Annotated in this window: 24 protein-coding genes and 1 pseudogene; 6 read left to right on the forward strand and 19 right to left on the reverse strand. The window is 58.4% G+C overall.

From position 1 onward, the window contains the following. Window positions 1-76: 76 nt before the first annotated feature. On the reverse strand, window positions 77-784 hold the full coding sequence (pgsA, locus tag QM797_RS10040; RefSeq protein WP_502942306.1) for a CDP-diacylglycerol--glycerol-3-phosphate 3-phosphatidyltransferase: 708 nt from the start codon (window positions 782-784) through the stop codon (window positions 77-79). A gap of 140 nt (window positions 785-924) precedes the next feature. On the opposite strand from pgsA, the gene QM797_RS10045 reads away from it, so the two are divergent. Continuing rightward, window positions 925-1,512: an amino-acid N-acetyltransferase gene (locus tag QM797_RS10045; RefSeq protein ID WP_283275378.1), complete on the forward strand. Its 588-nt coding sequence runs from the start codon at window positions 925-927 to the stop codon at window positions 1,510-1,512. 41 nt (window positions 1,513-1,553) lie between these two features. After that, window positions 1,554-1,838 (forward strand): YciI family protein, encoded by a 285-nt coding sequence (locus QM797_RS10050; RefSeq protein ID WP_283275379.1) that lies wholly within the window; start codon window positions 1,554-1,556, stop codon window positions 1,836-1,838. 91 nt (window positions 1,839-1,929) lie between these two features. Here QM797_RS10050 and QM797_RS10055 read toward each other — a convergent pair whose 3' ends face one another. Next, complete coding sequence (locus QM797_RS10055) at window positions 1,930-4,614, reverse strand: DNA translocase FtsK (protein WP_283275380.1); 2,685 nt, start codon at window positions 4,612-4,614, stop codon at window positions 1,930-1,932. A 70-nt stretch (window positions 4,615-4,684) separates the two neighbouring features. Continuing rightward, the gene (locus QM797_RS10060) at window positions 4,685-5,308 is read right to left on the reverse strand and encodes a TIGR03085 family metal-binding protein (protein ID WP_283275381.1); all 624 of its coding nucleotides are present in this window, start codon (window positions 5,306-5,308) and stop codon (window positions 4,685-4,687) included. A gap of 79 nt (window positions 5,309-5,387) precedes the next feature. On the opposite strand from QM797_RS10060, the gene QM797_RS10065 reads away from it, so the two are divergent. After that, window positions 5,388-6,167 (forward strand): sulfite exporter TauE/SafE family protein, encoded by a 780-nt coding sequence (locus QM797_RS10065; RefSeq protein WP_283275382.1) that lies wholly within the window; start codon window positions 5,388-5,390, stop codon window positions 6,165-6,167. Here the strand turns inward: QM797_RS10065 and QM797_RS10070 are convergent. The 3 genes from QM797_RS10070 to thyX form a co-directional block, all read right to left on the reverse strand. Beyond that, entirely contained in the window at window positions 6,164-8,038 is a 1,875-nt protein-coding gene (locus tag QM797_RS10070) for a ribonuclease J (RefSeq protein ID WP_283275383.1), read from the reverse strand. The genes QM797_RS10065 and QM797_RS10070 overlap by 4 nt on opposite strands. Continuing rightward, the gene (dapA, locus tag QM797_RS10075) at window positions 8,035-8,943 is read right to left on the reverse strand and encodes a 4-hydroxy-tetrahydrodipicolinate synthase (protein ID WP_283275385.1); all 909 of its coding nucleotides are present in this window, start codon (window positions 8,941-8,943) and stop codon (window positions 8,035-8,037) included. Before dapA ends, QM797_RS10070 begins: the two co-directional genes overlap by 4 nt. A gap of 101 nt (window positions 8,944-9,044) precedes the next feature. Next, window positions 9,045-9,797 carry an FAD-dependent thymidylate synthase gene (thyX, locus tag QM797_RS10080; RefSeq protein ID WP_032377139.1) on the reverse strand — a complete coding sequence of 251 codons (753 nt, stop codon included), beginning with the start codon at window positions 9,795-9,797 and terminating at the stop codon, window positions 9,045-9,047. A 140-nt stretch (window positions 9,798-9,937) separates the two neighbouring features. Here thyX and QM797_RS10085 point away from each other — a divergent pair, with 140 nt between their 5' ends. Next, window positions 9,938-10,411 carry a hypothetical protein gene (locus tag QM797_RS10085; RefSeq protein ID WP_283275387.1) on the forward strand — a complete coding sequence of 158 codons (474 nt, stop codon included), beginning with the start codon at window positions 9,938-9,940 and terminating at the stop codon, window positions 10,409-10,411. 12 nt (window positions 10,412-10,423) lie between these two features. Here the strand turns inward: QM797_RS10085 and zwf are convergent, their stop codons facing one another. The 4 genes from zwf to QM797_RS10100 all read right to left on the reverse strand — a co-directional run bounded on the left by zwf (window position 10,424) and on the right by QM797_RS10100 (window position 14,679). Further along, window positions 10,424-11,878: a glucose-6-phosphate dehydrogenase gene (zwf, locus tag QM797_RS10090; protein WP_283275389.1), complete on the reverse strand. Its 1,455-nt coding sequence runs from the start codon at window positions 11,876-11,878 to the stop codon at window positions 10,424-10,426. An 82-nt stretch (window positions 11,879-11,960) separates the two neighbouring features. Continuing rightward, entirely contained in the window at window positions 11,961-13,169 is a 1,209-nt protein-coding gene (locus QM797_RS10095) for a winged helix-turn-helix domain-containing protein (protein ID WP_283275391.1), read from the reverse strand. Window positions 13,170-13,204: 35 nt separating this feature from the next. Then, complete coding sequence (locus QM797_RS26320; RefSeq protein WP_441347266.1) at window positions 13,205-13,321, reverse strand: MFS transporter small subunit; 117 nt, start codon at window positions 13,319-13,321, stop codon at window positions 13,205-13,207. Continuing rightward, entirely contained in the window at window positions 13,318-14,679 is a 1,362-nt protein-coding gene (locus tag QM797_RS10100) for an OFA family MFS transporter (protein WP_283275393.1), read from the reverse strand. Before QM797_RS10100 ends, QM797_RS26320 begins: the two co-directional genes overlap by 4 nt. A gap of 154 nt (window positions 14,680-14,833) precedes the next feature. On the opposite strand from QM797_RS10100, the gene QM797_RS10105 reads away from it, so the two are divergent. Then, window positions 14,834-15,286, forward strand: coding sequence for a hypothetical protein (locus QM797_RS10105; RefSeq protein WP_283275395.1), 453 nt, complete (start codon window positions 14,834-14,836; stop codon window positions 15,284-15,286). 103 nt (window positions 15,287-15,389) lie between these two features. Here the strand turns inward: QM797_RS10105 and QM797_RS10110 are convergent. Then, a pseudogene (locus QM797_RS10110) lies at window positions 15,390-15,629 on the reverse strand (flavodoxin); the annotation flags it as partial. A gap of 121 nt (window positions 15,630-15,750) precedes the next feature. On the opposite strand from QM797_RS10110, the gene QM797_RS10115 reads away from it, so the two are divergent. After that, window positions 15,751-16,362: a hypothetical protein gene (locus QM797_RS10115; protein WP_283275397.1), complete on the forward strand. Its 612-nt coding sequence runs from the start codon at window positions 15,751-15,753 to the stop codon at window positions 16,360-16,362. Window positions 16,363-16,417: 55 nt separating this feature from the next. Here the strand turns inward: QM797_RS10115 and QM797_RS26325 are convergent, their stop codons facing one another. The 8 genes from QM797_RS26325 to QM797_RS10150 all read right to left on the reverse strand — a co-directional run bounded on the left by QM797_RS26325 (window position 16,418) and on the right by QM797_RS10150 (window position 24,365). Further along, on the reverse strand, window positions 16,418-16,882 hold the full coding sequence (locus tag QM797_RS26325; protein WP_502942307.1) for an endonuclease domain-containing protein: 465 nt from the start codon (window positions 16,880-16,882) through the stop codon (window positions 16,418-16,420). A 190-nt stretch (window positions 16,883-17,072) separates the two neighbouring features. Beyond that, the gene (locus tag QM797_RS10120) at window positions 17,073-19,892 is read right to left on the reverse strand and encodes a hypothetical protein (protein ID WP_283275399.1); all 2,820 of its coding nucleotides are present in this window, start codon (window positions 19,890-19,892) and stop codon (window positions 17,073-17,075) included. After that, window positions 19,892-22,285 carry a hypothetical protein gene (locus tag QM797_RS10125; protein ID WP_283275401.1) on the reverse strand — a complete coding sequence of 798 codons (2,394 nt, stop codon included), beginning with the start codon at window positions 22,283-22,285 and terminating at the stop codon, window positions 19,892-19,894. The genes QM797_RS10120 and QM797_RS10125 overlap by 1 nt, the downstream gene beginning before the upstream one ends. Window positions 22,286-22,443: 158 nt before the next feature. Next, entirely contained in the window at window positions 22,444-22,716 is a 273-nt protein-coding gene (locus QM797_RS10130) for a hypothetical protein (RefSeq protein ID WP_283275402.1), read from the reverse strand. 20 nt (window positions 22,717-22,736) lie between these two features. Further along, the gene (locus QM797_RS10135) at window positions 22,737-23,150 is read right to left on the reverse strand and encodes a hypothetical protein (protein WP_283275404.1); all 414 of its coding nucleotides are present in this window, start codon (window positions 23,148-23,150) and stop codon (window positions 22,737-22,739) included. A gap of 2 nt (window positions 23,151-23,152) precedes the next feature. Continuing rightward, complete coding sequence (locus QM797_RS10140) at window positions 23,153-23,575, reverse strand: hypothetical protein (protein WP_155292622.1); 423 nt, start codon at window positions 23,573-23,575, stop codon at window positions 23,153-23,155. After that, window positions 23,575-23,997, reverse strand: coding sequence for a hypothetical protein (locus tag QM797_RS10145; RefSeq protein WP_283275405.1), 423 nt, complete (start codon window positions 23,995-23,997; stop codon window positions 23,575-23,577). Before QM797_RS10145 ends, QM797_RS10140 begins: the two co-directional genes overlap by 1 nt. Then, entirely contained in the window at window positions 23,997-24,365 is a 369-nt protein-coding gene (locus QM797_RS10150; protein ID WP_283275407.1) for a hypothetical protein, read from the reverse strand. Before QM797_RS10150 ends, QM797_RS10145 begins: the two co-directional genes overlap by 1 nt. Between the last annotated feature and the right edge of the window lie 2 nt (window positions 24,366-24,367).

Genomic DNA, 24,367 nt, shown 5'->3' on the forward strand with positions numbered 1-24,367 from the left:
CCTATATGCCCGTTCACTCCAACACGCGCCGAAGCACCTCCGACACGTTTGCCAAGACTGTATCCCGCCGACGCGTTCACGAGGCGGACACACCTCGGCGCAGCCGCACGGCCTGCACCACGTAATCGATGCCGGTATAGACGGTCAGCAGCACCGCGAGAGCCATCAGCGTCATCGCGACCGGATCGACCGCACTCGGCAGCGGGCACAAGTAGACGCCGATGGCGAATGTCTGCACCAGAGTTTTGACCTTGCCGCCGCGACCGGCCGGGATGACGCCATGCCGGATGACTGCGAAGCGCACCGCGGTGATGCCGATTTCCCGCACCCCGATGATCACGGTCACCCACCAGGACAGATCTCCCAACATCGACAGACCGACGAGCGCGGCGCCGATCAGAGCCTTGTCTGCGATGGGGTCTGCCATCTTCCCGAAATCGGTGACCAGACCGTACTTACGCGCCACCTGGCCGTCGATCCGATCGGTGATGGCGGCAACAGCGAAGACCGCGGTGGCAGTCAGACGCCAGGTGGTGTCGTGGCCGTCCCCCACGAACAACGCCGCGAGGAACACCGGCACCAGCGCGATTCGAAGAATCGTCAAAATGTTGGCAATGTTGAGCAACGGCACGTCGTCCGTACTACCGGGGGCGGCGTTGCCATGTGGCAAATCTGTGCCGCGCGCACCACTTACGGCACGGGAGGCACCGCTGACCGGGGCACGGCCGTTCGGTTCACCACTGCTCGACGGGACGCCCTGATCAGGCGCAACCGGGCCGGTCATCGTGGAACTCGCGAGCCGACAGTGCCGATTCCGGCGGTGGATCCACCCTCGCGCAGCGTCCACCCGCCGAGACGGGGACACAGCTCACTGAACGACACACGAAAAGTTTATCGGTTGGGGTACTGACTACTGTTCACCCCATGACTTCTGGGCCGAATCGGGCGAGTCGCAACACCGCAAATCCCGAATCCGACGCATATTCCGAGACCACGGACCGCCGCTCCGCACACGACGACACCCTCACCGTGCGTCGTGCGAAGACCTCGGACATTCCCGAGATCAAGCGCTTGATCGACATCTACGCCGGCCGGATTCTGCTCGAGAAGAACCTCGTCACGCTCTACGAAGCGGTACAGGAATTCTGGATTGCCGAACGTCACGGCGAGGTCATCGGGTGCGGGGCCTTGCATGTGCTCTGGGCCGATCTCGGCGAGGTGCGAACAGTGGCCGTCGACCCCGCCGCGAAAGGGCACGGTGCCGGGCATCTCATCGTCGCCAAACTCGTCGAGGTCGCGCGCGATCTGGCGTTGCAGAAAGTGTTCGTGTTGACGTTCGAGGTGGACTTCTTCTCTCGGCACGGATTCGCCGAGATCGACGGAACCCCCGTCACCGCCGAGGTCTACGCGGAGATGTGCCGGTCGTACGACACCGGCGTTGCGGAGTTCCTGGACCTGAGCTACGTCAAACCGAACACTCTGGGCAACACTCGAATGCTGCTGTCTCTCTGACAGAATTCTCCGGACAACCCTCGAATTCGGAAGAGAGCTCCATGCCCCTCATCGCCGTCAGCTACACCTACTCCCCCAGCACCACGGACGGCCGCGACACCCATCGCGCAGCCCACCGTGCCTGGCTGGCCGACCTGCTCGAGCAGAAGACTCTGGTTTCGAGTGGCCCCTACGCCGACGGCAGCGGGGCATTGTTGCTGGTCGAGGGGCCGGACGCTGCGACCGTCGAAACGCTCTTCGCGCAGGATCCGTTCGCGATCGAGAACCTGATCGAGTCGGCCACGTTCGACGAATGGACTCCGGTGATGGGCACTTTCACGTCCTGATCGCTCCGCTCACCCGGCCCACGTGAATGGACCATTGCACCGCCCAGGGCTGCAATGGTCCATTCACCCGGCTCAGGAAACCTCGGAGCCGTCAGAACTCGTCCGACGCCGGCTGCTCGTCCGGGTCGCCACCCTTGATCGACCACAGCAGACCGTCGAGCTCGTCCGGTTTGACGAGCACTTCGCGAGCCTTCGATCCCTCGCTCGGCCCCACCACTCCGCGGTTCTCCATCAGATCCATCAAGCGCCCGGCCTTGGCGAAGCCGACGCGTAGTTTGCGCTGCAGCATCGACGTCGAACCGAACTGGCTGGTCACGACGAGTTCGACCGCCTGCAACAGTACGTCGAGGTCGTCGCCGATGTCGGCGTCGACATCCTTCTTGTCCGAGACCTTCGCGGCGGTGACGGTGTCGTTGTACTCCGGCTCGGCCTGGTTCTTGGCGAAGTCGACGACCGCCGCGATTTCCTCGTCGGTGATGAACGCACCCTGCAGACGTGTCGGCTTTCCTGCCCCCATCGGCAGGAAGAGCGCGTCGCCCATACCGATCAACTTCTCGGCACCCGGTTGGTCCAGGATGACTCGGGAGTCCGTCAACGACGATGTCGCGAAGGCAAGACGCGACGGGACGTTCGTCTTGATCAGACCGGTCACGACGTCGACCGAGGGTCGCTGGGTGGCGAGCACCAGGTGGATACCGGCGGCGCGGGCCTTCTGCGTGATCCGCACGATCGCTTCCTCGACGTCGCGCGGGGCGGTCATCATCAGGTCGGCGAGCTCGTCGACGATCGCGAGGATGTACGGGTAGGGCCGGTAGACGCGTTCACTGCCCAGGGGTGCAGTGATGTCGCCCGAGCGGACCTTCTTGTTGAAGTCGTCGATGTGGCGGACCTTGTTGATCTGCATGTCCTGGTAGCGCTGCTCCATCTCCTCGACGAGCCAGGCCAGCGCCGCGGCAGCCTTCTTGGGCTGCGTGATGATCGGGGTGATGAGGTGCGGAATGCCCTCGTACGGCGTCAGCTCCACCATCTTCGGGTCGATCAGAATCATCCGAACCTCGTCCGGGGTCGCCCGCGCGAGCAACGACACCAGCATCGAGTTCACGAAGCTCGACTTACCGGATCCGGTGGACCCGGCGACCAACAGGTGCGGCATCTTGGCAAGGTTGGCACTGACGAAATCGCCTTCGATGTCCTTGCCGAGGCCGATCACCAGGGGATGGTGATCCTTACGCGTCGACGGCGCGGTGAGTACGTCGGCCAGTCGCACCATCTCACGGTCCGAGTTCGGCACCTCGATACCGACCGCCGATTTACCCGGAATGGGCGCGAGCAGACGAACGTTGTCGGTCGCGACCGCGTACGCGATGTTGCGTGCGAGCGCGGTGATCTTCTCGACCTTGACACCGGGACCGAGTTCGACTTCGTAGCGGGTGACCGTCGGGCCTCGGGTGAATCCGGTGACCGCGGCGTCGATCTTGAACTGCTCGAGGACCTCGGAGATGGCCTCGATCATGGCGTCGTTGGCCTGGCTGCGCGTCTTGGGCGGGTCGCCGTCGATGAGCAGCGACAACGACGGAAGCGTGTAATCCCCATCGACGACGCGATCGACGACGATCTTGTCGTCCTCGGGTGCCGGCTTCGGTTCGGCCGCCTTGACGATCGGCTTGGGCTTCGGTCGCGCAGGCGCGGCAGGCGCTTCAGGTACCGGCACTGCGGCAGCCGCAGGCGCGATGACCTCGGTCGCCGCCTCCGGAGACTGGGTCTTGCGAGCGCGCGGCGGCTTCGCGACCGGGATGTACTCCTCGGTCGGATAGTTGTCGTAGGGGTCTGCGCCGCCGTGGACCGGATAGCCGTCGGCATCGAAGTTGGAGTCGTAGTCGCCGTAGCCCTCGTCTCCGAATTCGGAACCGAAATCGGCCGGGTCGTAGTCCTCGTATTCGTCGCCCCGACTGTCGGTGCCGAAAAGCGCACGCATGCGGTCCGGTACGTCGCGCACGGTGGTACCCGTGAGCAACAGCACTCCGAACAGGCCGGCAAGCAGAAGCAGGGGCACTGCCAACCAGACGGTGAGGCCGTCGGCGATCGGCCCGCCCGCCACGTAGCCGACGAAGCCCGCACCCTCGGACCTGCCGGCGGAGTCGGTCGGCGAGCCGGCGGCCATGTGCCATAGGCCGAGGATAGGGAGGCCGAGAAGAATCGAGCCCAGAACCAGCCGAGGGCGCACCTCGGGACGGGGTTCTGACCGCATCAGAACGACCGCGATGGCAATACCGAGAACCGGTGCCACATAACCGGCGTCACCGATGACGGCCCGGATACCCACCTCGATCCATTGACCGACAGGGCCCCCGGCACTGAACCACACGCTCGCGGCAACGACGACGCTGACGGCTATCAGCCCGAGAGCAATTCCGTCCCGACGGTGTCCGTGCTCGATGTCGGCGGCCTTACCGACCGTCCTGGTCGTGGCACCTACACCTCGTGCCGCCATCGACCACGTGGACGCGATTCCGCGGCCGATCGCGTCGAGCGCACCGCGTGACTTCTTCTTGGTGGGCGGTCGCCGCGACGCTGCTCCTCTCGCAGGTCCCTTACCGCGAGATGACGCGCTCGCCCGAGTGGTCGCCGGGTTGCGCGGCGCGGTGGGCTTCTTCGGCGTCGTGACGGTTCGTGCGGTGCGGCCGGTGCCGGACTTACGAGCGGTGCCGGACGCGCGCGAAGAACCGGATCCGCTGGATCCGGCCCTGGCGGTGGAGGTGCTGGTCTTTCCTGCCATGCACCCAGGCTAGTCGCAACAGCCCCGTCGAAACCATCCGCAACACCAGTAACAGCGGACAGGATGTGCGTCAGAAGCTCAGATCGAGCGCCTTCACCGCAGCGATATCGCTCGCCGAACCCTCGAACTCGACCTCCAGCTGGTCTCGGCCGAATGCGTAGAGAAGCAGTTCGGACGGCTCCCCCACCACCGTCACACCGGCACCGGAGCCACCCTTGAACGTGGCTGCACGGCCGTCCGGAGTGCGAGCGTGCACCGGAATCGGCGCGGAGCGGTGGCCGGCGCGCCCGATGAATCGAACCTGCGGCCACAGACGCTTCTCCACCGCAACCGGCAGTACTCGTCGCGTCCAACTACCGGTCGCACGGCGCAGATCCTCGTGGTGGACGAACATCTCGCCAAGGTTGATCAGCGGATCCAGAAGCGCGAACGGCGACCACATCGGCGGCCCCGTGCGAACGTCCTCGACCACGGCTGCGAACGGTCGATTCGCGACGGAACGCTGAACCCGCTCCGTGTATCCGGCGAGTGGCGGCAGAAGGATCCCCGGCGACGCGTCGAGCCGTCGCTCGCGGACGACGAGGTGCGCGGCCAGATCGGCAGCGGTCCACTCACCGCACAGCGTCGGCGCATCGGGACCGACGTCGAGAAGGGTCCGAACAAGCTGGGAACGTTCATCCTGGGCGAGGCTCACGTGCACCACGTTACGTCCACCCCGGATCGGCGGCATCCTGCCGGAGGCTTCGCCGCCCGGTCTGGGTAGCCTCGTAACAGTGCCGGTATCGGAAATTGTCGTCATCCTGCTCGCCGGCCTCGGTGCCGGTGCCATCAACGCCGTCGTCGGTTCCGGAACGTTGATCACGTTTCCGACGCTTGTCGCGTTCGGGTATCCCCCGGTGGTCGCCACGATGTCCAACGCAATCGGATTGGTGGCGGGAAGCGTCTCGGGCACGTGGGGGTATCGCCGAGAACTGCGCGGACAGTGGCATCGACTGCGGTGGCAATTGCCCGCGTCCTTCGTCGGAGCGCTCGGTGGAGCATGGCTGCTGCTGCACCTACCGGAAAAAGTATTCGCCTCGGTGGTTCCGGTATTGCTCATCGGTGCGTTGATTCTCGTTGTTGCACAACCGAAAATCCAAGCCTGGGCCAAACGGCGGTCGGAAGCGGCGGGCAAGGCGGCGAACCAGATCGGTCGGGGCCGAATGGCACTGGTCACCATCGGCACTCTGCTGGTCGGCATCTACGGCGGCTATTTCACTGCGGCACAGGGAATACTGCTCATCGGAGTGATGGGCGCCCTGCTGCCCGAGACGATGCAGCGGATGAATGCAGCCAAGAACTTGCTATCGCTCGTGGTGAATATCGTTGCAGCAGTGGCCTTCACGATTTTTCGATTCGACGACATCAGTTGGCAGGCCGCCGGTCTGATCGCCGTCGGATCGTTGATCGGTGGTGCAGTCGGAGCCCGGTACGGCCGCCGGCTGTCGCCGGCGGCCCTACGCGGTGCCATCGTCGTACTCGGACTGATCGGACTCTGGCGACTGCTGGTCTAGATGATCTGGCCGGCCTGCGGTTGCGGCTTGACCGCAATGATGGTCGGAACGATCATCGGCTTGCGGCGATACTTGTCCGCTACCCACCGACCCACGACTCGGCGCACCGCTTGTGCGATGCGGTGAGTATCGGAAACTCCGTCCGAGGCCAGCCGCTGCAGTTCGGCCTCCACGAGTTGTCCGGCCTCCTTGAGGGCCGCCGGATCGTCGGAGAAGCCGCGACCGGACACCTCGGGCGCGGTCACCGCCCGGCCGGTAGCCGAATCGACGGCAACACTGATCGCGATGAAGCCGCCCTCGCCGAGCACGAGACGATCCGACAGCGTCGAATCGCCGACGTCACCGACCGAGAGGCCGTCGACGTACACGTGACCGACCGGGACCTGCCCGACGATCTCGGCGAGCCCGTCGACCATGTCGACCACCACGCCGTCCTCGGCCAGCACCACGCGGTCCTCGGGAATACCGGTTGCCTTCGCCAGCGCGGCATTGGCCCGTAGGTGACGCCATTCGCCGTGCACCGGCATGGCGTTGGTCGGCCGAACCGCGTTGTACAGGTACAGCAGTTCCCCCGCCGACGCGTGACCCGAGACGTGGACCTTCGCGTTCTGCTGCGTCACAACGGTCGCACCGCGCTTGGCGAGGCCATTGACCACTGCGAACACGGAGTTCTCGTTGCCGGGAATGAGCGAGGACGCCAAGACGACCAGATCGTTGGCCTTGACGTTGATCTGGCGGTGCTCGCCCCGAGCCATCCGGGACAGCGCCGACAACGGCTCGCCCTGCGAGCCGGTGGAGATGAGCACCAACCGATCGTCGGGAAGTGTTGCGGCAGTGTCGACATTGACCTCGAGGCCGTCGGGCACCCGCAGATAGCCCAGATCCTGGGCGATCTGCATGTTGCGCACAATCGAGCGTCCGACGAACGCGACGCGACGGTTGTACCGCTCGGCAACGTCGATGACTTGTTGGATGCGGTGCACGTGACTGGCGAACGACGCCACGATGACGCGTTGCTTCGCCTTGCCGATGACGGTGTCGAGGACACCACCGATCTCGCGTTCGGGGGTGACGAAACCGGGTACCTCCGCGTTGGTGGAGTCGACCAAGAACAAGTCCACTCCCTCGTCGCCCAGGCGCGAGAAACCAGCGAGGTCGGTCAGGCGACCGTCCAGAGGTAGCTGGTCGAGCTTGATGTCTCCCGTGTGCAGGACGAGGCCGGCATCGGTCCTGATGGCAATGGCCAAAGCGTCGGGGATCGAATGATTCACCGCGAAGTACTCGCAGTCGAACGGACCGTGCTGGGTGTGCTGACCCTCGATGACCTCGACGAGATTCGGGCGCAGCCGATGCTCACGACACTTCGCCGCTACCAGAGCGAGAGTGAACTTGGATCCGACGACGGGCAGATCGGGCCGCAGGCGCAGCAAGAACGGGACTGCTCCGATGTGATCCTCGTGACCGTGCGTCAGAACCACTGCTTCGACGTCGGCCATACGGTTCTCGATGTGCCGGAAATCGGGCAGGATCAGGTCGACACCGGGTTGCTGGTCCTCGGGAAAGAGCACGCCGCAGTCGATGATCAGCAACTTGCCCTGGTGCTCGAACACGGTCATGTTGCGGCCGATTTCGCCGATACCACCCAGCGCAACCACACGTAGGCCTTTGAACGGTGCCTTGGGCGGAGTACCCAGTCGCTGTGTCGGATCGAACTCGCGGCGCTTGTCGGGACGATGAGTCCGCGCCGAGTTCTGCACCATCGGCTTGCCCTGCCGGGCGCCTGACGGCCGGCTCTGGGTGGGGGCCGGCCGCTCGGACGGCGGTCCGGCGTTTCGGGTTGCGCGTCCGCGCGATCTGTTCGGTCGTGTCATACAAGAACTCCTGCCGCCCGCAGCTCCGCTGCGAGCAATTCGATGTGGTCGATGCTCGGTGGCACCTGGGGAAGTCGTGGTTCGCCGACATCGATTCCGATGAGGCGGAGGCCGGCCTTCGAGGCGCTGACGCCACCGAGGCGCGCGACCGAGCGAATGACCGGAATGAGGCTGACGTTGATGGCCTGCGCCCGCGCAATGTCACCCATCATGAAGGCGGTGTGCAGTTCGCGGAGGCGAGCTGGAACGAGGTGACCGATGACACTGACGAAGCCCGTCGCCCCGACCGAGAGCCACGGAAGGTTCAGTGGATCGTCGCCGGAGTAGAACTGCAGGCCTGTCGAGGCGATCAGTTCCGCCCCCGCATTCAGATCTCCCTTGGCGTCCTTGACCGCGAGGATCCGGGGGTGCTCGGCGAGTCGGCGCAAGGTCTCGGTCTCGATAGGAACGACGGAGCGGGGAGGGATGTCGTAGAGCATCACGGGCAGGTCGGTGGCGTTCGCGACTGCGGTGAAGTGGGCGTACAACCCGGCCTGAGGTGGCCGCGAGTAATACGGGGTGACAACAAGGAGACCGTGCGCACCTGCACGAGCGGCATCGCGGGCCAATTCCACACTGTGCGCTGTGTCGTTGCTTCCGGCTCCAGCGATGATGCGAGCTCGATGACCCACCGCGGCGATCACGGCACGCAGCAGCTCGAGCTTCTCGTTCTCGGTGGTGGTGGGCGATTCACCGGTCGTGCCGGCCAGAACCAGTCCATCGTTGCCCTGCTCGACGAGGTGGTGCGCCAGGCGAACACCGGCATCGATATCCAACTTACCGTCCGCCGTGAACGGGGTCACCATCGCGGTGAGCACCGTACCGAACACAGGCGCAACGGAATGAGCGGCGTCACCGTAGGTCATGGCAGCAGATTACCCGGTGCTTTGCACACTCTCGCGCAGCGGGACTCCCCGCTGACACCAAGGCGGGTGTACCCGGATCAGACCCATTCCGAACCTTGCCGCTACACCTCGGTCACGAACGGGCTGCGGGCCACTTCCGTACCGTCCGGCAACGTCGAGATCTCGAAGTCACCGAACACGTCCGGAGCCACTGACACGAGCTTACGCAGACATTCGACGGCAACGCGGCGAATTTCGACGTCCGCATGCTCCGAGGCACGCATCGACACGAAATGACGCCATGCGCGGTAGTTTCCGCTGACCACCACGCGTGTCTCGGTCGCGTTCGGCAGTACCGATCTCGCTGCCTGCCGCGCCTGCTTGCCGCGCAACGCGGCATTGGTGACCGACTCCAACTTGCCTTCGAGGGCACCGAGCAGTTCGGTGTAGGCCGCGCGACTCGCCTCCGTCGCGGTCGCGAACAATGCTTCGAGCTCGGGGTCCCCCTCGATCGCGGGCGGCAGAACGACATTGGCGTCGTGCTCGGGAACGAAACGCTGCGAGAGCTGAGAGTAGGAGAAGTGCCGGTGGCGAATCAGCTCGTGCGTGCACGACCGGGAGATACCGGTGATGTAGAAGCTCACGCTCGCGTGCTCGAGCACCGACAGGTGCCCGACGTCGAGCAGATGGCGCAGGTACGACGCATTGGTGGCGGTTCGGGGATTGGGTTTGGACCAACTTTGGTAGCACGCACGTCCGGCGAACTCGACCAGAGCCTGTCCGCCGTCGGCGTCGGTGTCCCACGGAATGTCCGCCGGCGGGACGAATTCGGTCCGAGCAACGAGTTGCACTTTCAGCGCGACCGTTCGGGGCACCGCTCTACGTTCGATTTCTGATGACACCGCACAACACTAAGTGCGGTCCGCCGTATTCGGCGACGCGTGACGTCATCACAGATCGGGCGACGCCATGATAGCGCCTTGACTGACGTCAGCAATGACGTCACACTGGCGTCATGGAATTGGACAAGTACACCGAGTCGTTACGCACCGATCTTCTTGCGGCCGCGGCCCTGGGAGACGAACACACCCGGCAGACGGCGGAGGCACTCGGGAAGACCGCGGAGGCCTCGGCCAGATTGATGCTGCTGACCGCGCTGTCGGATTTCGCGGCCGAAGTCTCGAACGAACTGGAGGATCACACCGTCACCGTTCGCCTCGACGGCACCCAGGCGCACGCCGATGTACGACGCGACATTCCGATTGTGGACATGGGCGTAACCGACGCACCCGAAGCCGAGGACTACCCAACGATGGACGACGTCTCCGGCGAAGTACGACGAGTGACGCTTCGGCTGGTCGAACAGATCAAGGAACGCGCCGAGGATGCCGCCAACAACAGCGGCGTATCTCTCAATTCGTGGTTGTCGCAAGCGGTTCAGGGCGCTCTGCGTGATCAGATGCGCAAGGACCGGGGTTGGAACAACTGAGGTTTCGAGGCGCTACTTCTTCTCGCGCCACTCCCGCTCGAACGGGAGCCGCCAGGCGTGCGGCGCGATGAGTTGATGAATTGCGTTGGGGCCCCACGATCCCGGTGAGTACAGGCGCACCGGCGGCGGATCCGCGAGCAACGGCTCCGATACCTGCCACAGTCGTTCGATGCCCTCGGCAGTGGTGAAGAGCGTGTGGTCGCCGTACATGGCGTCGAGGATCAACCGCTCATAGGCCTCGAGGACGTCGCCGGCGCGTTCGGTTTCGTGAATGGCGAACTGCATGCTGAGTTTGTCCAGGCGCATCCCGGGCCCGGGCCGCTTGCCGTAAAACGACAGCGACACCTTGGATGCGTCCGCCAGGTCGAAGGTCAGATGATCCGGGCCTTGAGCGCCGACCCCGGAACCGGCCGGGAACATACTCTTCGGTGGCTCTCGGAACGCTATCGAGATGATGCGTTGGCCTTCGGCGAGACGTTTCCCGCTACGGAGGTAGAACGGCACACCGGCCCAGCGCCAGTTGTCGATTTCGCATTTGAGGGCCACGAAGGTGTCGGTGTCGGAATCGGGCGCCACTCCTTCCTCCGATCGATATCCCGTATACTGCCCTCGCACAACATTTTTCGGTTCCAGCGGCACCATCGATCGGAAGACCTTGTTCTTCTCTTCACTGATCGCGCGGGGCTCGAGGGCCGTCGGCGGTTCCATCGCCATGAAGGCCAGCACCTGGAACAGATGGGTGACCACCATGTCCTTGTACGCGCCGGTGGATTCGTAGAACCCTGCTCGACCGTCGAGGGCGAGCTTCTCCGGGATGTCGATCTGCACGTGATCGATGAAGTTGCGGTTCCAGATCGGCTCGAACAAGCCGTTGGCGAAACGAAACGCCAGGATGTTCTGCGCCGGTTCCTTCCCGAGAAAGTGATCGATCCGGAAGATCTGGTCCTCGTCGAACGTTTCGTGCACCCGTGCATTCAAGGCGATCGCGCTCTCGAGGTCGGTGCCGAACGGCTTCTCCATGATGATCCGAGAACGCTTCACCAGATCTGCCGATGCGAGCGTATCCACCACTGCGAGTGCAGCTCTCGGCGGAACGGACAGGTAGTGCAGCCGTTTGGAGCTTCCCCCGAGTTCGATCTCGGCCTCGGCGACGGCCTCCCCCAGCGCCGCCGGTCCTGCTTTCTGCGACACGTAGGTCAGTCGCGAGGCAAAACGACTCCATTGCTCGTCTCCGACTTTGCGACTCGAGTGGGTGTTGATCGATTCGCGAGCGAGAGCGCGGAATTCATCGGTCGACATCTCTTCGAGCGATGTGCCGACGACGCGGATGTTCGGTGCGAGCTCGGACAATGCCAGGTGCATCATTCCGGACAGGAGTTTTCGTTTGGCCAGGTCTCCTGTCGCCCCGAACAGCACGACGACCTGGGGTGGAAGTTCGGAGGCGGTGTCTGTCCGGCGCGAAGTCACAGTGGAAATAGTGGCACCGATCCTGCCGACGTGCACTTCGGCAGAACGGCGCACTTCGGCAGAACGCGCCTTTCGGCAGAATTCAGCGCAACGCTGCCACGAGGTCGCCCCGCTCACCCACCACCACACGTTCGAGTTCGAGCCAGTCGGCCATCTCCCGGAGAACGTCCCGCAGTCGTGGAGCGATGTCGCGCGCGTCGCGGTCCCCCTCGACGTACGCCGCGACGACGTGCAGTTCGGATTGCGCCCGCACCGCCTTCAGGTCGACGCGTGCCACCAAGTGGCCGTCGAGCAAGAAGGGAAAGACGTAGTAACCGTGAATCCGCTTGTGCTGCGGGGTGTAGATCTCGATGCGGTAATGGAACCCGAAGATCCGCTCCACTCGCGGCCTGAAGAAAATCATCGGATCGAACGGGCACAGCAGGGCGGCCGCCGTTGCGGTTCGCGGTGTTCTGGCGTCTCGATGCAGGTAGGCCGGCGCATTCCACCCTCGGACCGACACCTGCTCGAGAACGCCGTCTTCCACCAAGTCGGCGATCGCGGCCTTGGACTGCTTCTGGGAGAGCCGATAAAAATCCCGTAGGTCCGGCTCGGTACCGATTCCCAGTGCGCGAGAGGACTTTTCGATCAGCGCCCGCACCGCATCCGATTCTTCGACGCGCCGGCGCAGCACGGCTTCGGGAAGCACCCGTTCGCTGAGGTCGTACTGCCGAACGAACCCGGACCGTGCCGGCACGCTCACCACTCCGGCAGCGAAGAGTTGCTCGCAGACGACCTTGACGTCGCTTCGATCCCACCAGGGCCCCTTGCGCCCGGCCTTCTCGACGTCCAGATGCTTTTCTATCTCACCCGCACTGGCCGCGCCGTGCTCTCCGATCACGGCGAGAACATCGTCCACCAGCGTGGGTTCACGGTCGAGAATGCGGGCGGCTCCACCCCATCGACCGTGTCGATACAACTCCATGCGCCACCGCATCAGCGGCCAGTCCTCCACCGGCAGCAACGCTGCCTCGTGCGCCCAGTACTCCACCATCCGTCGGGGTCGTCGCGCCGTGTCGGTCCAGGCAGCGTCGTCGACGATTGTTCGGTCGTAGGCACCGACGCGGCTGAATGCCGGCGCGTAATGCGCTCGGACCACCACCGACACCGAGTCGATCTGCAGCAAACCGGTGGTCTCGATGGCTGCGTGAACCGCGGCCTTGCTAGCCGGCCGAGTACGCGACCGCCTCGATGCCAACCCTTGGGCGGCCAGAGCGGTGCGACGAGCGGCCGCTGCACTCATCTCCTGCATCGGACCACCTTGTCACGGCCCACCGACACGGCGGGTCAGGTGCTGAACAGGTTCGCTGCCTTGAGGATAAGTTCGTACAGTCCGTAGGCGAACGGCACGGCAACCCACGCCCATGCGGCCACCATCGTGACCTGCTTCTGTCCGCCGCTCATGCCTTCGCTCCTGTGGTGGATGCAGAATCCGAGTGGTCGGATTCGTGGAATTTCGACGCCACCGGTTTGATGGCTTCGTTGGCCAGGAACCCGACGACCAACAATCCGATCATCACGTAGAAGGCCGGGAGGTATCGCGCGGTGGTTCCCGGCTCTCCTGCGTCGGCGATGGCGTTGACGATCAGTGGCCCCAGAACACCTGCCACGGACCATGCGGTGAGCAGTCGTCCGTGAATTGCGCCCACCTGGTACGTACCGAAGAGGTCCTTGAGGTAGGCCGGAACGGTCGCGAATCCCGCGCCGTAGAACGACAGGATCAACAGTGCCGACACCATGAAGAGGATCTTGTTCGTGTTGGTGAACAGTGCGATGTACAGGTAGAGCAGCGCGCCGACACCCAGATACATCCGGTAGATGTTCTTGCGGCCCACCGCATCGGACACCGACGACCAGACGAATCGTCCGATCATGTTGGTCAGCGAGAGGAAGGCGACGAACCCGGCGGCCGCAGCAGCCAGAGACTCCGGCGAGGTCGCGTCGGGAAAGAAGTCCTGATAAATGCCCGAGCCTCGCTCGAGGATTCCGATGCCGGCAGTGACGTTGAAACACAACACAACCCACAACAACCAGAACTGCGGAGTCTTGACGGCATTCGCGGCCGACACGTTGTGCGTAGAGATCATCGCCGACGCGGCCGGCGGGGTCCATCCGGCCGGTGTCCACCCTTCGGCGGGCACTCTGATGAGCGCGACTCCCAGCGCCATGAACACCGCGTATCCGACGCCCAGGGTGAGGAACGTCTTGGCGATCGAACCATCGGTGAAGCCGCCGAAGTTCACCATCAGTTGGCTGGTGAGCGGTGACGCGATCAGTGCCCCACCACCGAAGCCCATTATGGCGATACCGGTGGCCATTCCCGGCCTGTCCGGGAACCACTTCATCAGCGTCGACACGGGCGAGATGTATCCGATTCCGAGGCCGATACCGCCGACGAACCCGTACCCGAAGATCACCAGCCAGAACTGGCCGAGTGCCATGCCGAGTGCGGAAATGAGCAGTCCCGATACGAAGAAGACCAGAGAAACGGCCATCGCCCAGCGCGGACCGTTCTTCTCCACTCTGGTCCCGAAGATTGCGGCCGACAGTCCGAGCATCACGATGGCGAGCTGGAACGGAATCGCAGTGACGGTTCCGCTGAGTCCCAGGGCATCGGGCTGCGAGATTGCGTTCTTGAATACGCTCCATGCGTACGCAGATCCGATCGCGAGGTGGATCGACAGTGCTGCCGGCGGTATCAACCAACGGCTCCACTCGGGCGTGGCCACGATCCTGGAGCGGTCGAGAATGGGGAGGGTCATCGAAATCCCTTGGTATCGAGAGCGGTACAAAGATCGACTAATCCCCTGCAGTCAAACACGAGCACCGCCCTGCCTGCTCACAATCGGACGTAGTTTCTTCGCCGAACTCACTTCTTCGAGCCGCGCATCCTCGAGGCCGCGTATTCTAGGGACAGTGGATATCGAACGGTGGCGCAGCAGATTGCCGGTGAAGCGGGCCTCGGACGGCGAGGTGATCGGGTGGACTGTCGTACACAGCTCGAGTGGATCGACTCCGCACGACGAACACGACGAGGGATATCTGGTCGATGCCGTCAATCCGGTGGGAATCACTGTTGCGCAGGGTGTGTCGTTGGAGGACGCGATTGCCGCCCTGGAAGAACGCGGACTGGCATCACTGTCGTTGCCGCACTGGACGAAAGCCCCACTGCCTCTGCAGTCAGAGACCGATCTCCTCACCCCGCAGGATGATTGGCAGTGGCGTCGGGTGCTGATGACGCAACTCGACGACAACCGAGTGTGGATCAGACCCGCGTACCCGAGTTGGCCGGAACGGCTCCTGGAAATTCCGTTGTCGATCCCGGCCGACGACGTTCTGCGACCCCACTCCCCCGCCGATTCCGACTGAGTCAGTAGTTTTTCGGAACAGACCTCGAGTTTTCGTAACAGACTTCGAGGTCTTGGCCCGGCTGCGTCAACCCTGGTTCCTCCACGGGCATTGCCGGCACTCTTCAGTCGGACAGGCCAGCCGAGACCGTGCCGCCCAGTTCGTAGCAGCGCTCGCGCGCCGCCTTACCTCCGTCGGCGAGGTGCAGGGTGCCGAACACCCTCTCCAATCCCCAGCCCGACGCGATGGTCTCGACACCGCGTGCAGCACCCACGGTGTCGTTGTTGCCGTGAATCCATGCGCCATAGGGCTTTCCGGCGACGGCGTCCAGGCATGGGTAGTAGACCGTGTCGAAGAAGTGCTTCTATGTTCGCCCAAACCGTATGTCGCGACCAGCGGTTTTGCCGTACCGTTAGCCATGCACCGGGTGTAACCACCACATGGGGATGTGCCAGAGGAACACCCGGTGCACTTAAGATTCAGACATGTTGCTAGCTCAAGCGCCGGTTCAAGAAATCATTGTGCAGTCTAAAACGCCCTGGTGGACCATTGGTTCTGCTGTGCTCGTTGCCCTCATCGGTTGGTTCGTGATTCACCGGACCAGCAAAACAAGGGACCTAGAGAATTGGCGAAGAACAACGATCACCACTGCGGTTGCCGAACTAATTGAAAAATCCGATTCATACAACCTCACGAAAAATAACCTGCTAGGCCCAAATTTTCCACGAGGCGATGCATTGATGGTTCAGCTCGAAAAACTTCTTGTAGCGCTGGACGGAATGAACTCAAAAATGATCATATTGAGCATATGCGGAAGTAAAGTTGTGCATGCCAGGGCAGAAGAAATCTACGAATTCAATAAAACAGACGACGGCAACAACATTATTCCATTCGTAAACGACTACCTGAATGACCCAACGAAAAGTATCGACTCGATACGTAAGGCAGCTGAGAGCTACACGACAGATGAAGCAAAATTGAGACTAATTTACGATCAACTGATATATGAAGCACAGATCGCAACTGGAGTAAAAAAGAAACGCAGAATCAAGTTACAACTAAATTCAGACACGCCTCAAAACCGTCACAGTTCTTAGTTTCTAATAGATATCGAAGTACAGATCAGAGTAAGACCCACCGGGAACAATGCATTTAAGATTCGAGATAATCCGCTGCTGCTCGTAGACGCTGGGGATCGTCGCGCATGAACCCGATTGCTACGTTGCACGCCGAACAGAGCAAACCTCTCACGCATTGACCGCATGAAGTTCTACCGGGACAACACGAATGATTATGGTCTATATGCAGACTTCTACCATCAGAGTTCGTACCACCACAGATTTTGCAACCGTGATTTTGATCTTGGAGCATTTGCAAGAACGCGTCTTCTTTTAAACCATATCTATGATTTCGACTGTTTCTCTTTTTTCTAGTCTTCTCAGCTACCGCTTTGATTGGGTCTGATCGTCGAGCTTTATCGTACCCGCGACATTGCGAATTTCGCCTCAATCTGAAATCTTCGTCATTGGCTAATCTATCGCGTTGACGCTTATTTCTGCGCTCACGATGACAATCTCCGCATCTAGGGTTTCTACCACCGATGCAAGATTGCTGCACCGGATACTCTTCTAACTCTTTCTCAACTTTACATGCCTTACATACTCTCAACCATGTTCACTACTTTCTAAACAAAAATGTCCACCTCTGGCCATGACACACAGAGGGGGACAAGAATAGAAAGTTCTAAGCTGAGACCTTCGCAGTAGTCATGGTTACTGGGTTAGTTCAAGTATATCAAAATAGCGCATCAATATCTGTCGCTGTAAATATCTTGATAACCCGCGCCAATGATGACTGTTTCAATCGAGGGAACCCATGCCACACCTGATGATTCTCTCGTAAAGTACAGCTCTAATCGAACATGATTATCAACAAATGACCATTCCATCTTTCTGATAAAACAAGTGTGCTGCTCGTTCTTCCAGATGATTTTGACCGCATCGAAGATGTCCAGCTCGGACAGACGCTTCAAGTCATAGAAGTTGTCAGGAATGATCATCACTCTCGAAATCTTGTTCTTAGCTAGAACGTAATCGTCCATGATTGCATCTGCCCAATCGTGGAAACCTGGTCCTAGTTCTTCATTTCTGATGTCTTCCATCTTTCCGGTCCCGCGTACAACCGTGAAGTTGGCTTCTCTGGGACCGAATGAACGAATTGACTGCTGGTCGTACCACCACTGAGATGTCTCGTTGAACGTTTGAATCGGTTCGATATCTGCGGGTAGCTCCGAATCAACAGTTCTGTCTTTCAGATCTTCCAAATCCAAACGATACTCACTAGGCTTCACCTGGTTGATGACTTCTTCTGTGTCGGTGCCTTTGTCCAATCGTGAATAGCTGATGTCACCTGTGGCGTATCTATCGGACAGAATAAGCTTAGGTTCAACGCTGACCGATGACTTGTACTGAATGGCATTGAATCTGTCGACATACACGAAACCCTTGTTTGAGTTTCTGACCGCTGCAAAGCACTCTTCGACCTTCATCCCGTCAACAAATGCAGACGGTTGATTCTTAGCGCTATCGGTTTTGTTCTTCCATGAACCGGATACTTCGACGCCATTGATGAAGGAAGACTCTCCCAGACCGTTAAGCATCGGACCGTACTCACCGGGCAGATCGTAGAGATATTTTCCATCTGTATCTGCCAACGCCCTATGTGCATCTTCGACAGTGACTTCGATGAACGGCTTATTGAGATAATCGAACTTGACTCTGTAGTCACGGATCATCCCGGTAAAGATTGTGTTGTAGCTAGCTGTACCGTTTGCAACTTTGCTGGAGCCGTAATGGTTCATCAGAAGTCGTACTCTTTTGCCCGGCATGAGAAGCGAAGAATCTGCAAGCTCATCGGAGACGAACGCTATCTGAAGCTTGCTTATGCCGTATTCATTTCTGACCGCAATGATGTTGTTGACCGGATCGCTAACATCACTCCACTCGATACGCTCCAAAGTTGTCTGAGTCTCATTGAGAGAGTCATAGCTGATTGCTTTGCATGACTCCACCCAGAATGGATTTGACGAAACAAGTTCGATCTGTCCTGTAGCCGATTCGACCGTGATTGTCTTACGCTCCCCCGCCGATGCAGTCCATGTGCCGATCAATGAGCCACGAACCTTGTTGATTGACGTGTAGATGTCCAGAGATACGGCTGAATTGTTCCCGAAGAATGTCAACGCTTTCGGTCTAATCATGTTTTCGAAGTACTTGCGATTCTTCAAAGCAACACCTGTTGCACTCAAAGGATGCCTGTAGGTATTCTGTTCCGACTGCGGCAATTCGACCTTGATGAACAGAGGGTCTGCATTGCTGGTACCGAAATAAGCTGCTGCTGTACCTGCACGTTCGTTGTTCTCGAATGTTCCCGATGCGTATTCGTTCACAGCAGTCTGTTTCAATGTTGCAACGAAATAGACTTGATCGATATTTGCAGGCACAACAATATCGTTTGCTTGAGCCGGAACCGTGTAAGTGATCATGCTGCGGCTGGTTGTTCCCGATGTCTGCAACGCAGATTCATAGAAAGCTAGTTCCAAATCCAAATCATGCTCACCGTATTCATCCGATGTTTTACCTTTGCCCCACACTGCAAATCTCACATTCATAGCGGTAGCCAAATCTTCCTCTGTTCGCTCCTGCGTTCCTGTTCTACGCACATAGAGAGTTCCACCAAAGTTCAAAAGCATTCCCGCTTCCACCGGATATGGAATCTTCGACTGAGCCAAGATCGGACCCAGGCTAACCGATGTATATTTGGTCACATTGTTGTCACCTGATGGTGTTGCGTCCACTTCGACTTGTGTCAAATAATCTGTTCCTGATGCCTTTCTCACCGTCACATCAGTTGATGTAGAACCGGACCATGTTGCTGTGACACGAGACATTCCTAAAGTTTTCTTCTTACCATCGGGCATTACGTAGATGCCTGTTGATGTTTCATAGATTCTGGTGTCCTCCGCAAAGACAAGATCATTGGCAAAATCAACAACACCTGGTTTAGCTTTGGCAAAGGAAACATAGCTGTTCGATCCCCCGCTCAGAGTCACCGATAGATTGTTTCTGACTCCAAAGAACATGCTGTAGAACTTTGTCCATACTTGAATCTTGATGACATCGCCCGCTTTGACATCAAGAATATGGCTACCGCTCAGGGTTGTTGTGTGACTCGATGATGTCTTCACCACCGCGCCATTGACCACGATTCGTACCGCTGATGAGTAGTTCACCCAGATACCACCGACCAACGCCAAACGAACACTGATCTTCGCTCTCTGCGCCTGGCCTACAACCAGACCGTTGTTGCTGATGACTGTTCCCGCAAAGCCTGATCGAGCTACCCAACCGGTGATGTCCTGCCATGTGTCGTACGGCAATGTCTGATTACCGTTTTTGTTCATACCCATAGGTACAGTTGCAGAAGCGGGAAGATCGTAAGACAAATCCTTGTCATACATACCGTTGCTGATTGCAATTCCATCAGGTACCGCTACATCTTCACGCTGCTGCTCGATCTGAACTTTGACGCTGTTGAAACCGTTGATGATTCTGGTTGGCATTTTCATTATCTAGGTGCTCCTTCTCCGGTGTCCCCGGTTCTGACTGTGTTGATGGTGTGCGTACTTGAAGTGTTCAAACCGTTCAATGACATGATTTCTGCTCTTGCTGCTGCTGCATTGGTTGTCACGGTATGAGTCGACTGCAATGACTTAGGAATGCCGTTGAGTTCTGCTGCAACCGCTGATGCATTCGAGGTCACCTGAACATTGACTGCTGGTGGAGTCGGAATGTTCATTGCTTCGATGTTGAATGAGACCGGAACCTGTACCGCTGGCGGCACCGGAATGTTCAAAGGTGGAATGGTGTAGTTCACCGGAACAGTCACAGGTGGTGGAACCGGCAAAGTCACACCATCAGTTTTGTAGTTCACGTTCACTTCAACCGGTGGGATTGTTGGTTGCTCGGGAGCTTCATAGCTCAAGGTCACGATTGCTTCCAACTGAGCTGTAGCGTTGTCCAAGAATCCACGCGCAAAGTCCCAGAAAGTTCTACCGTTCTGACTGGTGTTGACCGTTACGGGAACTTCGACAGATGGAATCGCGACACCCGAAATCTGACCTGCAATGCCACTGGTGTCCACTTCAAGAGGCACCGTCACTGCTGGTGGAGTTGGAATCTCGGGTAATGGACCCCAAACAATCGGAACCGTAACCGCAGCTGGTGCAAAGCCTGGATCGCTATAGACAACCGGAACACTCAAGGTCTGAGCTGCTGCTACGAAACCAGGATCGATGTAGGTCACCGGGATAGCGATTGCATTACCTGATGTAGGCAGACCTTCAAGTCCGCTGATCTTGGCCACAATGTTGACTGCTGCTAGGTCTGCTGGCATCTCGACCGATGAAATCTTTGCCTTGATATCCAATGAGTCGGAACCATCAGGCCAATTGACCTCTTTGATGTTCACGTTGACATCGAAGTCATCATTTTTGAATAGGTCTGCTAACCATGAGCCGGCTAGGTTACCCAGGAATGCTCCGATGCCTGTTCCAATGGCATTGCCGATAGCATTACCCAAAATATCTGAAACTGTATCTGCTACTGTCTCGACTGCATCTGTGATCGCTCCACCCAACAACGCACCGGCAATTTTACCTGCTAAAGCTTTGGCGAACTGTCGACCGAATGCCGCCAAGATGCCACCGGCAATGAATGCACCGATACCACCCAAGATAGCTGACTTCAAACCGATACCATCGATGAAGTCAACAACGTTAGATAGTCCACCGGCAATCTCACCGATAGTATCTGCTGCATCCTGCAAATCGATGTTTCCGAAAAGATCACCGGTTGAGTTCATCAAGTCCTTGAAACCTTGTGATGCTCGGGACCAATCGATGTTAGAGAAGTTCTCAGCGAAACGTTCCAGACCTTCGCGCATAGGCTTCATATCGTCTGAGTTCCAAAACTCTTTGATCTTGTAATAGCCTTTGGCTGCTTTGTCGATGAAACCAGCTACCGACTCGATACCACCGGGAATACCTTCGATGAACCCTGCAATGAGATTCTGAACCTCTGGCGAGTCACCTAAGGTCTGAAAGAAGTTGCCGAATGCTTCTGTGATCCTTGGCATCGTGGCAATGAGCTTCTGCATCCCCGGCAAACCGGCGTTGAACATCTTCTCGAATGCTGGTCCTGCCTGGTCCGCTATGGCAGGCAGGGTGTCGTTGAACTGGTTGAGCAATCCCTCTGTGAGTCCAGAGACTCTGCGTAGGCTCGGCTCTACCGCGTAGAAGGCGGCTCCGAGAGCTGTGGCGGTACGGACCAACGGCTGTTCGAGGTTCTGGGTTACGCCCTTCATGGCGGTTGAGACATCGTTGGCCATGTAGCTGAAGTGGTCACGTACCTCTTGCGCCCTGGCCGCTGACGCGATGAGTCCACCTGCGATACCGGCAGTGATGACCGTTGAGAGCGCTCCACCGGCAACACCTGCTGCACCGAACGCCGCTGCTAAGGCTATGGGGCTGGCAACTGCTGCGGAACCCAGACCGATAGCTGCTGTACCGAGCAAAGCTGCTGCAACGGTTGTCCCCTGGATGGTGCGTCCAAGAGCCTTGATTGTTCTTGCTGTTGTAGCAACCGAACGTCCATTGGTGCGAACCACCACGGTCTGCACACGGGGACGGGTGAGCGTCTCAATCTGGCCTCTGTAACCGGCTTCGTCCAGATCAACACGAACACGCTGTGTCTGCTCCCTGAGCTGACGAATCGACTCCTGATCAACCTCGACCTTGATGCGATTACGTTTGAGGTCGTCCAAAGCTCGCATCGAAGATTTATCGATGTCTACGTGAACTTTGACCCTCTTGTCTTTGAGAGCTGCTAGCTGCGCCTGAACCTGCTTGATAGCTCCGGTATCGGCTGTAGCTTTGATCTGAATTTTTACCTGATTGGCCATTGAGTTATACGCTTATTCCTTTCCGTTGTTGTATTCTGCTTCTACATAAGCCTTTGCGAGTTGAAACTCACGATGACTCATTTCACCGATGCGCAGATAATCGATGTTGAAGGCTCGGCAGACCATGAGTTTGTCCAAGGTCTGCTGGTCTTCGATGTCTAGTCTTTTTTTACTTCTGGGTCCTCATCGTCATTGCTGAAGCCAGCTTCTTTTGCTGCCTCGTTCAAATCTTCGACCGATGTGTCCCACATGTATTCTTCGAAAGCTTCACGATGAAGACCGAATGATCTGCTGCGAGCTTCTTTGTTTGAGCGAATCGAGATGACATATCCGATAGCTGCCTGGAACTCGAATGTGTGATGATCGTTCTCGATGCGTTCACCTGAAAGCTTCTCGATAAGGTTTAGTTCCATTAGTTTTAAGTCTTGCATTGTTTTCCCATTTCCCCGGATCAAAGTCCGGCTTGTTTGATTTTGATGTCTACTTCTTCTTCGATAATTGCGATAGCTCGTGGAGTCGATGCAATCAATGCTCGATCCATCCACGGATTTGGTCCTACTCGGTGAGGTCCATATGAGCCTCTGGCAAAACCACCATTGTGTTGAGCTGCTACATAGATGCCACCACCATGACTTCTACGTCCCCCGCCACCTGCTGTCACGGTTGCCTGCATGTTCGTGCTTCTGAGACGATGACTACCGATCAACGCTCCCGTAAATTCGGGTGCCTCATCGATTGCATTGTCGAACATTAACGTCCCGATCCTGTCGAAAGCACCGGAGAATTGATGCAATGAACCGGACAGAACGCCTAGCTTTGCAATTATTTCTCCTGCACCTTCGACAGTGATCGAGATGTCAATCATGATTAAACGCCAGTTCCTGAAAGAACCTTGTTAGGTGTGCCGATCACGTCGAATGTGAACTCGAAAGTCGCATCCGTTCCAGCTTCCGCTGAAATATCCGGTCTGTTCGGAATACGAACCGTACCGGTATAACGTGGCTTTGCTGCACTTGTTGTACCTGCATGAGGCTGAATATCGAACGCTGCTGATGCTCCTGCGTTGTTCCATAGATAGTCATGCAATGATCCTGCTGAACCGCCGTCCCACGCTGCATTCACTGTCAAAGTCCATGCACGGTTTGCACCTGCGTTGTACTCAGCAAATGTAGTTGAATCGCTTTCAGCTTCATCTGATGTCAGATCGAAAGATGTGATGTCAGACACGTAGTCTGTTCCCGCAACGCGTAGCGCAAAGATAGACTTCAATTTTCCATTGGCAATCGCCATTATAATTCTCCTTCTTCAATAGTTAATTCATTGCTAAAAGCAATGTTTGCTGCAAGTAGTCGTCCACCGTCTCTGTCAATGGCAACGAAACTCGTAACCTCGACATCGTCCAAGTTTCTGACTACCGATAAACACTTCTTCAATAGGTCGTCCAAGTCACGCATAGATGACTCTTTGTCTTCCGGCCCCGCGATTATCGAAAGATTCAAGCGAATTGCAATGCTGAAATCGTTCTCGCCCAATGTTGGATTGACAACTTGTATGTAATCCTCTGCTGGGTACATCTGGACATAAGGTGGAGCTTGCTTTCTCATTCCACCGCCCAAGATGTAGCCGGTACCGTAAACATCGACACCCAATTCCCCGAGAGCTAAACCGATGCTCTCTTTGTAGTTGTAGATTGCTCCAAGATCGTTTTTCATCAGAACCACCCAACGAACTTGCGTAAGATGGGGTAGGCGTAATGCATCGGATCTTTGGGACGTACGGTTACGAACGTTCCATCCTGGCCGTACTGACCTGATGTGCTGGTGTCTTTGGTATCCGCAAAGTAGAGCTGCTGCGCCACCTTGAGATGCACCGACATATACACAGGTACGGGAACCTTCGACTTACGAACACCCAGAAAAGCATCGATCATGCTTCCCGCTGAATCCAAGTTTCTCTTGAGATTCGGGTCATCGTTCTGATCGGCAGTGATGCCAACGAACTCGGAGAACATCTGAACTGTTACGCCGTCGACGTTGTCGTAAGAATCAAGGAATGTATCTACGTATATGTCGGTGCTCATGA

It is taken from the genome of Rhodococcus sp. IEGM 1381, assembly GCF_030056795.1.
Taxonomy (GTDB): Bacteria; Actinomycetota; Actinomycetes; order Mycobacteriales; family Mycobacteriaceae; genus Rhodococcoides.

What these genes read in the sequence shown, in the direction of transcription:
- QM797_RS10135 (WP_283275404.1), bottom strand. Translation starts at nt 23,150, where the DNA reads ATGATTGACATCTCGATCACTGTCGAAGGTGCAGGAGAAATAATTGCA.
- QM797_RS10085 (WP_283275387.1), top strand. Translation starts at nt 9,938, where the DNA reads ATGGAATTGGACAAGTACACCGAGTCGTTACGCACCGATCTTCTTGCG.
- QM797_RS10045 (WP_283275378.1), top strand. Translation starts at nt 925, where the DNA reads ATGACTTCTGGGCCGAATCGGGCGAGTCGCAACACCGCAAATCCCGAA.
- QM797_RS10115 (WP_283275397.1), top strand. Translation starts at nt 15,751, where the DNA reads ATGTTGCTAGCTCAAGCGCCGGTTCAAGAAATCATTGTGCAGTCTAAA.
- QM797_RS10130 (WP_283275402.1), bottom strand. Translation starts at nt 22,716, where the DNA reads ATGCAAGACTTAAAACTAATGGAACTAAACCTTATCGAGAAGCTTTCA.
- pgsA (WP_502942306.1), bottom strand. Translation starts at nt 784, where the DNA reads ATGACCGGCCCGGTTGCGCCTGATCAGGGCGTCCCGTCGAGCAGTGGT.
- QM797_RS10140 (WP_155292622.1), bottom strand. Translation starts at nt 23,575, where the DNA reads ATGGCGATTGCCAATGGAAAATTGAAGTCTATCTTTGCGCTACGCGTT.
- QM797_RS10120 (WP_283275399.1), bottom strand. Translation starts at nt 19,892, where the DNA reads ATGAAAATGCCAACCAGAATCATCAACGGTTTCAACAGCGTCAAAGTT.
- QM797_RS10050 (WP_283275379.1), top strand. Translation starts at nt 1,554, where the DNA reads ATGCCCCTCATCGCCGTCAGCTACACCTACTCCCCCAGCACCACGGAC.
- QM797_RS26320 (WP_441347266.1), bottom strand. Translation starts at nt 13,321, where the DNA reads ATGAGCGGCGGACAGAAGCAGGTCACGATGGTGGCCGCATGGGCGTGG.
- QM797_RS10100 (WP_283275393.1), bottom strand. Translation starts at nt 14,679, where the DNA reads ATGACCCTCCCCATTCTCGACCGCTCCAGGATCGTGGCCACGCCCGAG.
- dapA (WP_283275385.1), bottom strand. Translation starts at nt 8,943, where the DNA reads ATGACCTACGGTGACGCCGCTCATTCCGTTGCGCCTGTGTTCGGTACG.
- QM797_RS10145 (WP_283275405.1), bottom strand. Translation starts at nt 23,997, where the DNA reads ATGAAAAACGATCTTGGAGCAATCTACAACTACAAAGAGAGCATCGGT.
- QM797_RS10125 (WP_283275401.1), bottom strand. Translation starts at nt 22,285, where the DNA reads ATGGCCAATCAGGTAAAAATTCAGATCAAAGCTACAGCCGATACCGGA.
- QM797_RS10095 (WP_283275391.1), bottom strand. Translation starts at nt 13,169, where the DNA reads ATGCAGGAGATGAGTGCAGCGGCCGCTCGTCGCACCGCTCTGGCCGCC.
- QM797_RS10070 (WP_283275383.1), bottom strand. Translation starts at nt 8,038, where the DNA reads ATGACACGACCGAACAGATCGCGCGGACGCGCAACCCGAAACGCCGGA.
- QM797_RS10055 (WP_283275380.1), bottom strand. Translation starts at nt 4,614, where the DNA reads ATGGCAGGAAAGACCAGCACCTCCACCGCCAGGGCCGGATCCAGCGGA.
- QM797_RS10150 (WP_283275407.1), bottom strand. Translation starts at nt 24,365, where the DNA reads ATGAGCACCGACATATACGTAGATACATTCCTTGATTCTTACGACAAC.